Here is a 6,031-nt window from a genome sequence, read left to right on the forward strand (position 1 = left end):
GCGGCCCCGGTAGGACCACCAGCTGTACGGACCCTCCTGGTCCGGGTGGAGGGCGCGGACCACGTCCACGTACCCCGCCTCGTCGTAGACCTTGGCGGGGAGGGGACCGACCGACCGAGCCGTCCGGCCCGATCAGGGGCGCCGCCCGCCAGTCCGCCGAGGAGAGACCGTTGCGCATGCTGATCAACGTCCCCGAGACCGTCGTCGCCGATGCCCTGCGGGGGATGGCCGCCGCCCATCCCGAGCTGACCGTGGACGTGGAGAACCGGGTGATCGTCCGGCGGGACGCGCCGGTGGCCGGGAAGGTGGCGCTGGTGTCCGGGGGCGGGTCCGGGCACGAGCCGCTGCACGGGGGGTTCGTGGGGCCCGGGATGCTCTCGGCCGCCTGTCCCGGGGAGGTCTTCACCAGCCCCGTACCCGATCAGATGGTCCGGGCGGCGGCGGCCGTGGACAGCGGGGAAGGGGTGCTGTTCGTCGTCAAGAACTACACGGGAGACGTCCTCAACTTCGAGATGGCCGCCGAACTGGCCGAGGACGAGGGCGTACGGCTGGCGAAGGTACTGGTCGACGACGACGTGGCGGTGACGGACAGTCTCTATACGGCGGGGCGGCGGGGTACCGGCGGGACCCTCTTCGTGGAGAAGATCGCGGGGGCCGCCGCCGAGGAGGGCGCGCCGCTGGAGCGGGTGGCGGCGATCGCGCGGCGGGTGAACGAGGTGTCTCGGAGTTTCGGGGTGGCGCTCGGCGCCGTGACGACCCCGGCGAAGGGCAGCCCGACGTTCGAGCTGCCCTCGGGGGAGCTGGAGCTGGGGATCGGTATCCACGGCGAGCCGGGGCGGGAGCGGCGGGCCATGATGACGTCCCGGGAGATCGCCGACTTCACGGTGGACGCCCTGATCACCGACCGGCGGCCGACCGGTCCCGTACTGCTGCTGGTGAACGGGATGGGGGCCACTCCGCTGCTGGAGCTGTACGGCTTCAACGCGGAGGTGCACCGGGCGCTCGGGGAGCGGGGTGTGCCCGTGGCCCGTACCCTCGTCGGAAACTATGTGACGTCCCTCGACATGGCGGGCTGCTCGGTGACGCTGTGCCAGGCGGACGAGGAACTGGTACGGCTCTGGGACGCGCCGGTACGGACTCCGGCGCTCCGCTGGGGCGGCTGAGGACCATCCCCGGCCGGGACCGGTTCCGCGCACCGTACGAACGACCGACGACCATCGCGTACCTCAGGAACGGACACCGCACCCGGGAGGGCCCGTGCTCGACGCCGAATTCTTCCGCCGCTGGCTCACGGCGGCCGCCGCCCTGGTCGACGAGGAGGCCGCCCGGCTCACGGAGCTGGACTCGGCGATCGGGGACGCCGATCACGGGGCCAATCTCCAGCGGGGGTTCACGGCGGTGACGGCGGCCCTCGCGGCCGGGACCCCGGCGACCCCGGGCGCCGTACTGATCACGGCGGGCAAGGAGCTGATCTCCAAGGTCGGGGGCGCGTCCGGGCCGCTGTACGGCACCCTGCTGCGGCGTACGGGCAAGGCGCTGGGCGACGCGCCCGAGGTCGCGCCGGGCGACTTCGCGGCGGCGCTGCGGGAGGGCGTCGCGGCGGTGGCGGCGCTCGGCGGGGCGCGGGCCGGGGACAAGACGATGCTGGACGCGCTGGAACCGGCGGTCGCGGTCCTCGGGGATTCCACCGACACCTTCGAGGCGGCCCGGGACGCGGCCGGGCAGGGCGCGCTGGAGACCATTCCGATGCGCGCCCGCAAGGGGCGGGCCAGCTATCTCGGGGAGCGCAGTATCGGGCACGAGGATCCGGGTGCCGCGTCGTCCGCCCTGCTGATGGCGGCGCTCGCCGGGGCGGTGCGGCCGTGAGCGGGGCGGCGGAGCCGGGGCCCGTCGGGATCGTTCTGGTCTCGCACAGCGGTCCGGTGGCCCGGGCGGCGGCCGAGCTGGCGGTGGCGCTGGCGGGCGCGGGCCCGGACGCGCCGGTCGCGGCGGCGGGCGGCACACCCGACGGGGGGCTGGGGACCAGTTCCGAGCTGATCGCGACCGCGGCGGCCTCGGTGGACCGGGGCGCGGGCGTCGCCGTACTGGTCGATCTCGGCAGCGCCGTCCTCACGGTGAAGGCGCTGCTGGCCGAGGGCGACGAACTGCCGCCGGACACCCGACTGGTCGACGCGCCGTTCCTGGAGGGCGCGATCGCCGCCGTGGTGACGGCCGCGGCCGGGGGCGATCTGGCGTCGGTGGACGCGGCGGCCGGAGAGGCGTACGGCTACCGCAAGGCGTAGGCCGTCCCCTCCGGATCCCGCCCGTACGGGCGTGCCCCGCCCGGAGCACGGGGCCGCCCGCAGCGGAGTGACGGGGCCGACCGTTCGGCGGCGCAGCGGTGGCGGGGCGGCGGACCCGCTCCTAGCGTCGGTCCCGATGGGGTGTCCGCCCCCTCGTTCCCGTCGGAAGACTTGACCATGCGTGCCGTACGACTCGCGTCGCTCACCGCCCTCGTCACCGTCGCCGGACTCGCGGTCGCGGTCCCGGCCGTCGCCGCCGTTACGCCACCGGTGCCCGCGCCCGTGCCGGGGTCGGGCACGGGAACGGGCGGTGAGGGGGGCGCGGTCACCCCGGCGGAACAGCTGACCTCGTTCACGTTCACGGTCACCCCGGCGAGCGTGGCGCCCGGCGGCGAGGTGACCCTGCGGGCGACGGAGTGTCAGGCACCGTCCGTGACGGCCTCGTCGGACGCCTTCGCCCCGGTGACCCTGACGGAGGAGCTGCCCGCCACCGCGACGGTCGCCCCGGACGCCCGGCCCGGTTCCGCGTACGACGTCACCTTCGACTGCCTGGGCGAGCGGGGCACCGCGCGGCTGCTGATCGGCACGAAGGCCACGGCCCGGGCCGGGGACACGACCGGCGGGGACACGACGGTCGACGACCCGGCCGACACCGGGCTCGTGGGCGATCCCGGGGTCGCCGAACCGGGCGGCACGAACCCCGGGTCCACCGACCCTGGCGCCTCTGACTCGGGCGTCTCGGAGCCGGGCGCCTCGGACCCCGCCGACCAGGACGGTACGACCGACACCGGCGCCCACGACGGCGCGTCGGACCACCGTACGGACACCTCCGTGAAGCCCGGCGGCGGAGTGCACGCGGGTGGGGGCGGTAGTCTGCCGGAGCCCGGGACCGAGCGGATCGCCGCCGGTTCGGCCCTGCTGACGGCCGCCGTCGCGGGCGGCGCCGCGCTCTTCGCGGTCCGCCGCCACCGGTCCGCGACCCGGGGCTGACAAACCCCTCATGCCCGCCGTCCCGCCACCCGCTCCCCCACCCGCCCATCGCCCGTCCCGGTACGGCGCGTGGTACGTACTGCTGTGCGTGCTGTTGCTCGGGGTGTTCCTGGTGCGTACGGGAACGGAGGCGGCGGACCCGGGGGCCCGGGCGGCGGACGGCGGCCCGCCCCGCCCGGCGCCGTCGGCGGCTCCCCCGGCGACCGGGGCCGCCGATCCCCCGCAGTCCCTGGCGGAGCCGCTGCCGTACGCGCCGCCACTGCGGGTCGTCGTCCCGGCGCGGCGGATCGACGCCCCGCTCCGGCGGGTGGGGCTGGATTCGGACGGCTCCATCGAGGCCCCTCCCCCGGACGACGCCGAACTCGCGGGCTGGTACACCGGGTCGGTGTCGCCCGGTGAGCGCGGCACCTCCGTCGTGGTCGGCCATGTCGATACGGAACGGGGCCCGGCCGCCTTCTACTCCCTCGGCGCCCTCGGTCCCGGCGACCGGGTCGAGGTGGTCCGCGCGGACGGCCGTACCGCCGTCTTCACCGTCTACGGAACCGAGTCGCTGCCCCGTGCCGGGTTTCCCGCCGAACGGGTGTACGCGGACGCGCCGGGGCCCGAGCTGCGGCTGATCACCTGCGGCGGGCGCTGGTCGGAGAAGTCGGGGTACGAGGAGAACGTGGTGGTCTTCGCCCGGCTGGCCGAACCGGCGGCCGGGCCGACCGGACCGGCCTGAGCCGCGGCACGTGTTCCGGCGGGCGGCGGAGCGCCGAACCCGGGCCCGGGTGGCCGGGGGCTCGCCGGGCGGTACGGCCCCGGTCCCCGGCGGCGGGCGGGTCCCGTACCGAACGGGGGTCAGATCAGCCGGGCCGCCTCGGGGATCGTCAGCTCCTCGCCCCGGCGGTACGCGCGCCGCCAGCCGTCGTCGCCCAGCGCCGCCACGACCGCGTCCTCCGCCGCCCGGCGGGTCCGCCGCTCGTCGTGGAAGGGCTGGAAGCCGATGGTGCCGCCGCGCGGGTTGCGGCCCGTGCCGTCGTAGGCGGCGAGCAGCCGGGCCCCGTCGGCCGCGTCCCCCAGATGCGCCATCGCCCAGGCCGCGCAGAGGAAGAGGTCAGCCGTCTGCCGGGTGGTGAAGTGGCCGAGGCCCTCGAAGTGCCGGACCGCCTCCCGGATCCGCGCCCTGGCGCGGGCGTACTCCCCGTCCCGGCAGTCGAGCCAGGCCCGCATCCCGCCGAGCAGGCCCCGGAAGAGCTGCGAGGCGTCTGTGCTGAGCCGCCGTTCCATCGAGTCGAGTTCGGCCCGGGCGAGCCCGGTGCGTCCGGTGTCGCCGTAGTGCCGGGCGAGCAGCATATGCGGGACGCCGAGGAAGTCGGCGTCCTCGGTCTCCCGGCGGGACTCCCGCGCGGCGTTCAGCAACTCGGCCTCCGCGGCCTCCCGTTCCGGGCCCTCGGCGACCGTACGCAGCCGCAGGAAGACCAGCCGGGCCCGGTAGACGGAGGTCTGGGCGGGTGAGCCGGTACGGGCGAAGACCCGGAGGGCGGCGGCGTAGTCGGCGGCGGCCTCGTCGTCCCGGCCGCGCCACTCGTGGTGCTCGCCGCGGGCCGCGTGGGACTCGGCGATCCCCCAGTCGTCACCGGTCGACTCGAACAGGGCGAGAGCCAGATCGGCGTCGTGGTCGTGGTCGTGGTCCTGGTCGTCCGGGGGCGGCGGGGCGGCACCGCCGTCCTGCGGTCCGGTGTTGTGGCCGCGCAGCCGGGCCCGCATCAGCAGTACGAAGGCGAGATCCCAGTCGTCGGCCGTGCCCCGGGCGTGGTGCCGCTCGCAGTCGGCGACGATGGCGTCGGCGGTCTGGTCGAGGCCGGGGTAGCCGCCGGTGATCAGCCGGCAGAAGTACCACATGGCGGCGGGCTGGCGGCAGAGCTGCGGCAGTCCGGGGGTGTAGGCGGCGACGATCCGCCGGAGCCGTTCCACGGCCTCCGGGTTGTTCATGGCCATGCCGTCGGCTCCCCCGGCCGCGAGGGCCGTCAGCCGGACCCCGCGGCGCGCCTCCCAGAGTTCGGGCTCGGGCCAGGGCGGCGGGGTGGCGGTGGAGCGGGCGGGGACGGGGTCGGCGCAGCGGACGGGGCGTGCGAAGGGGTCGGGGCCGAGCGCGGCGACCGCCGGGGCCCAGATACGGGCGTCGGTCGCGTAGGACCGCAACTGCCAGTACCAGCCCAGGGAGAGGACGAGGCAGATGCCGTCCTGTTCCTCGCCCCGGTCGACCGCGGTCCGCAGCGCCCGACGGAAGTTGCCCAGTTCGCTGTCGAACTGGGCCAGCCGGACGGCGCTTCCGGCCCGGCGCAGATCGGGCTCGCCGACCCGGGCGAGTTCGCGGTAGACCCGCAGATGGCGGAGTTCGGTCGCGGCGCGCTCCCCGGCGGCGTCGAGGCGTTCGGCGGCGTAGTCGGCGACGGTCTCCAGGAGGCGGTAGCGCATACCGCCCCCGTCGCCGGGCGCGGCGACCACCAGCGATTTGTCGACCAGGGCGGCGAGGGCGGTGAAGACATCGGGTCCGCCCGTACCGTCGCGGACGGCTGTGCCGTCGGGGCCGGTGTCGCCGCCGCAGACCGCTTCGGCCTCGGACAGGGCACAGCCGCCGGCGAAGACGGAGAGCCGGCGCAGGACGGTGCGTTCGTCCTCGTCGAGGAGGTCCCAGGACCAGTCGACCACCGCCCGCAGCGTCTGCTGACGCGGCAACACCGTCCGCGCCCCACCCCTCAGCAACCGGAACCGGT

The 6,031-nt window shown here is 76.0% G+C and carries 5 protein-coding genes and 2 pseudogenes; 5 read left to right on the plus strand and 2 right to left on the minus strand.

The window, feature by feature from the left end; genetic code table 11:
* Window positions 1–93: pseudogene (locus AB0G74_RS34010) on the minus strand (exodeoxyribonuclease III); the annotation flags it as partial.
* An 83-nt stretch (window positions 94–176) separates the two neighbouring features.
* On the opposite strand from AB0G74_RS34010, the gene dhaK reads away from it, so the two are divergent.
* The 5 genes from dhaK (at window position 177) to AB0G74_RS34035 (ending at window position 3,993) form a co-directional block, all read left to right on the plus strand.
* Complete coding sequence (dhaK, locus tag AB0G74_RS34015; protein ID WP_361154521.1) at window positions 177–1,163, plus strand: dihydroxyacetone kinase subunit DhaK; 987 nt, start codon at window positions 177–179, stop codon at window positions 1,161–1,163.
* Between the two features lie 94 nt (window positions 1,164–1,257).
* Window positions 1,258–1,866: a dihydroxyacetone kinase subunit DhaL gene (dhaL, locus tag AB0G74_RS34020; RefSeq protein ID WP_361154509.1), complete on the plus strand. Its 609-nt coding sequence runs from the start codon at window positions 1,258–1,260 to the stop codon at window positions 1,864–1,866.
* Window positions 1,863–2,282, plus strand: a complete 420-nt coding sequence (locus tag AB0G74_RS34025) for a PTS fructose transporter subunit IIA (protein WP_361154512.1) — start codon at window positions 1,863–1,865, stop codon at window positions 2,280–2,282. Before dhaL ends, AB0G74_RS34025 begins: the two co-directional genes overlap by 4 nt.
* Window positions 2,283–2,459: 177 nt before the next feature.
* Entirely contained in the window at window positions 2,460–3,272 is an 813-nt protein-coding gene (locus AB0G74_RS34030; protein ID WP_361154515.1) for a hypothetical protein, read from the plus strand.
* Window positions 3,273–3,282: 10 nt separating this feature from the next.
* A complete protein-coding gene (locus AB0G74_RS34035; protein ID WP_361154518.1) occupies window positions 3,283–3,993 on the plus strand; it encodes a class F sortase in 711 nt (236 codons plus the stop codon).
* A 119-nt stretch (window positions 3,994–4,112) separates the two neighbouring features.
* On the opposite strand, the pseudogene AB0G74_RS34040 reads toward AB0G74_RS34035, so the two are convergent.
* Window positions 4,113–6,031, minus strand: a pseudogene (locus AB0G74_RS34040) (AfsR family transcriptional regulator); the annotation flags it as partial.

The organism is Streptomyces sp. NPDC020875 (assembly GCF_040641415.1).
Taxonomy (GTDB): domain Bacteria; phylum Actinomycetota; class Actinomycetes; order Streptomycetales; family Streptomycetaceae; genus Streptomyces.